General features: G+C 70.2%; 4 protein-coding genes and 1 other RNA gene. 4 read left to right on the top strand and 1 reads right to left on the bottom strand.

The features are described 5' to 3' along the window. Positions 1-231, bottom strand: a transfer-messenger RNA (tmRNA) gene (gene ssrA, locus ACLFOB_RS14555); the annotation flags it as partial. A 71-nt stretch (positions 232-302) separates the two neighbouring features. Here ssrA and ACLFOB_RS14560 point away from each other — a divergent pair. From ACLFOB_RS14560 to ACLFOB_RS14575, 4 genes are all read left to right on the top strand, one after another. Further along, positions 303-1,058: a DUF2182 domain-containing protein gene (locus tag ACLFOB_RS14560; protein ID WP_410926551.1), complete on the top strand. Its 756-nt coding sequence runs from the start codon at positions 303-305 to the stop codon at positions 1,056-1,058. 14 nt (positions 1,059-1,072) lie between these two features. Continuing rightward, a complete protein-coding gene (locus tag ACLFOB_RS14565; protein ID WP_410926552.1) occupies positions 1,073-1,753 on the top strand; it encodes a DUF1326 domain-containing protein in 681 nt (226 codons plus the stop codon). A 529-nt stretch (positions 1,754-2,282) separates the two neighbouring features. Continuing rightward, a complete protein-coding gene (gene acuI / locus ACLFOB_RS14570) occupies positions 2,283-3,278 on the top strand; it encodes an acryloyl-CoA reductase (protein ID WP_410917239.1) in 996 nt (331 codons plus the stop codon). A 227-nt stretch (positions 3,279-3,505) separates the two neighbouring features. Then, positions 3,506-3,918 (top strand): universal stress protein (locus ACLFOB_RS14575; RefSeq protein ID WP_410917240.1); only part of this gene is annotated, 413 nt, incomplete at its 3' end.

Genomic DNA, 3,918 nt, shown 5'->3' on the forward strand with positions numbered 1-3,918 from the left:
TGGCAATTATGCTTTACGGACCGATAACGGTGGTACCTCACCGGGACAAAGCCACACCTTTACACGTTCGTCGATCCTGTTTCGGCCCCATGATCCCGCCAACGCCGGGGTATTGGTGGAGCCGCCGGGTACCGCCCCCGGGTCCGATCCGCTTATTACGTGCGCGTTTATGTCCATAGTCGCCGAAGCGACAGCGCCAATATCGACCCCGCCGCGCAGGATTTCAAGGGGCTTGCGCCCCGGCGGGCGGTGGACATCTGGACAAAAAGCCGCGAATTCTTCGAACCTGAGGGAGGAGTGCGATGCTGGCAGACCGCATCCGCGCGATGGGCGCCCCGCACTGGATCGGGCTTTATGCCGCGATCCTTGCGGCCTGGGCCGTGCTCTGGGCGATGGCGGCGGCCTCGGCCCCGGGCGGGCTTGCCGATATCTACGGCGCCGCGTTCTGGGAGGCGCTTTGCGCGCCTGCGGCGGATGCCGCGGGACTCGGGCGGCTCTGGGCGATGTGGGCGCTGATGGGGGCGGCGATGATGGCGCCCACCGCGCTGCCTGCCTTCGCCACCTACGAGGATCTGGGCCATGCCGCGCCAACCCGGTTCTGGGCGCTGGCGGGTGGATACCTTGCCGTCTGGGCCGGGTTCGCCGCGTTCGCGGCGCTCGCCCAGACGGGGCTGTGGCAGGTTGGGCTGCTCGACCCCCTGGGGGCAAGCACCTCTGCCGCGCTCACGGGCGTGCTGCTCGCACTCGCCGGCCTCTACCAGTTCAGCCCGCTCAAGGAAGCCTGCCTGTCGCGCTGCCGCGCGCCGCTCACCTTCTTCATGGCGCACTGGAACGACGGCCCGTGGCGCATGGGGCTCAGGCTGGGCGCGGTCTGCCTGGGGTGCTGCTGGGCGCTGATGGCGCTGGCCTTCGTGGGCGGCACGATGAACCTTGGCTTCATGGCGCTTGGCATGATGCTCATGGCGCTGGAGAAACTGCCCATGGGCCGCGTGCTGACCCGCCCGTTGGGCGCCCTGTTGCTCGCCGCCGCGGCGCTCGTCGCAGCGGGCGTCATCTGACCGGAGGAGACCGCATGTCCGACCGCATCGCCGTTGCAACCCGCATCGACAACCGCCACCCGGCCGCGCCCCGGCGCGAGGCGCCGCGCACCCCCTGGGCGATCCGGGGCGAGTTGATCCTGAACTGCAACTGCACGGTCTTCTGCCCTTGCGTCGTCAGCCTGGGCCAGCATCCGCCCACCGAGGGCGTCTGTCAGGCCTGGGCCGGCGTGCGGATCGACGAGGGGCATTACGGCGACGAGGATCTGTCGGGCCTCAACGTCGGCCTGCTGCTGGAGATCCCGGGCCGGATGGCGCGGGGCAACTGGACCGCCGCCGCCTTCATAGACGACCGCGCGAGCCACGCGGGTTTCGAGGCGTTGGTGCGCATCTTCTCGGGGCAGGCGAAGGGAACCACCGGCCTTTTCTCCGTGCTGGTGAGCGAGTTCCTGGGCGCCGAGCGCGCGCCGGTCATCTTCGAGACGGAGGGGAAATCCCGCCGCCTGATGGTCGGCAAGAAGATACAGGGCGCGGTCGAGCCGGTGCAGGGCGCCGACCCCGAGCGCGAGATCGTGGTCAGCAACACCCAATACTGGATGGGGCCGGACATCACGGTGGCGACGGCGACGCAGGGGCGGGTGCGCGCCTTTGGCCGGGTCTGGGACTTCGACGGGCGCAGCGCCGAGATCTGCCAGATCGACTGGCACGGCCCGTGATGATCGGGCCTGACTTTTGCCGCACGATGGCGCGCCGCGCGGCCTGGCCGAACCAATGGCTGCGCGAGCGGATCGAGGCACCGGCCGCAAGGGAGGCCCTGGGCGCCCGCGGCGCCTTTTTCGGGGCGCTGCCGGCGATGGCCGAGCCTCTGCCCCGGGCAACCGGGTGTCGCCTGCGCGGCTCGAGGGCGCAGGGGGCCGGGCAGGTCGTGGCCGCGTGCCCCTCTGCGCCGGCCCCGAGGCTCGGGGCGCGGCGGCGCGTGACGAGACGTAGGCTGAAACCATCGCCCGGGCCGACGGGCTTTCGCAGGACGATGTCGAGCGCGCGTTGGTCCGGCGCCCCCCCTGCGCTCTGCATCGTTCGCATTTTCAACCACGCGCCCCGGCACCGCGGCCAGATGCACGCCATGCTCACCGCCGCGGGGGTGGACACAGGGGATACCGACCTGTTCCTGATGCCGCAGGCATGGCGGCATCGTTGAAGGCGCGGGGCGCACCGATCCCCGGCAAGGCGAGAAAGGGAGACGAGATGTTCAACGCACTGGTGGTGGAAAGGGACGACGAGAGCGGCAAGACCTCTGCCGCGGTCCGGCAGATCGGCGAGGACGACCTGCCGCAGGCCGAGGTCACGGTTGCGGTGGAGCACTCCACGCTCAACTACAAGGACGGGCTCTGCATCGGGCCGGGCGGCGGCCTGGTGCGGCATTACCCGCATGTGCCGGGGATCGACTTCGCCGGCACGGTGGAATCCTCCGATGACGACCGCTGGAAGCCGGGGGACAAGGTGATCCTGACCGGCTGGCGCGTGGGCGAGGCGCATTGGGGCGGCTACGCGCAGAAGGCCCGCGTCAAGCCCGAGTGGCTGGTGCCGCTGCCCGAGGGGATGACCACACGCCAGGCGATGGCGGTCGGCACCGCCGGGCTGACCGCGATGCTCGCCGTGCAGGCGCTGGAGGATCACGGGCTGGCCGATCATCACGGCCCCGTTCTGGTCACAGGCGCCGCGGGCGGCGTGGGGTCGGTGGCAACCGCGCTGCTGGCGCGCGCAGGCCGCGAGGTGGCCGCGGTCACGGGGCGGCCCGAACAGGCCGACTACCTCAAGTCGCTGGGCGCGACCGAGATCGTGGCTCGCGAGGAGCTGACCGAAGTCACGAAGAAGCCGCTGGAGTCCGAACGCTGGGCGGGCTGCGTGGACGCGGTGGCGGGCGCGATGCTGGGCCGGGTGCTCAAGCAGATGAAATACGGCACCTCGGTCGCCGCGGTGGGGCTTGCCGGCGGCGCCGCGATCGAGGGCGCGCTGATCACCCCCTTCATCCTGCGCGGCGTCAACCTGCTGGGGATCGACTCGGTCATGCAGCCCTACGCCAACCGGGTGCGCGCCTGGGAGCGGATCGCGCGCGATCTGCCGATGGAAACGCTGGAGGCGATGGTGCAGGACGCAACGCTTTCCGATCTGCCGCAACTGGGCGCCGATATCCTGAAGGGCCGGGTGCGCGGCCGGGTGGTCGTGGACGTGAACGCCTGAGCCGGCGCGGGAACCGCGGGCCGCTGTCCCGCGTTTCCTTGTTGCGGGATAGGTGCGCGGATCGTTTGCAATCCGCCTCCCCCGGGGTCTAGGCTGTCCGGCACAACCGAAGCGCCGCGCGCGACAACGCGGCGCGTCCCGGTGCGGTCGTCCCTTGGGCGATCGGTCGCGCGGCGTGCCGCGGGGGTTTCCCCCTGCGGGAGCGGTGCGAGACAGGAGGGACACGCGTGTTCAGCAAAATCATGACGCCGGTCGATCTGGCCCATGTCGGGACGCTTGAGCGGACGCTGCAGTGCACGGCCGACCTTGCCGCGCACTACAGGGCACCGGTGGTCTTCGTCGGGGTGACGGCCGGCACGCCGGGTTCGGTGGCGCATACGCCGCAGGAATTCGCGAAAAAGCTCGACGCCTTTGCCAGGGAGCAGGGCGAGAAGCACGGATACGAGGCCTCGGGCCACGCGATGACCAGCAAGGATCCGGCGATCGACCTCGATCCCACGCTGCTCAAGGCCGTGGAGGAAACCGGCGCCGATCTGGTGGTGATGGCGACCCATCCGCCCAACTTCAGAGATTACATCTGGCCGTCGAACGGCGGCTATGTGGCGGAGCACGCGAAGGTCTCCGTCCTGCTCGTCCGCTA

It is taken from the genome of Rhodosalinus sp. (assembly GCF_046542825.1).
Classification (GTDB): Bacteria; Pseudomonadota; Alphaproteobacteria; order Rhodobacterales; family Rhodobacteraceae; genus Rhodosalinus.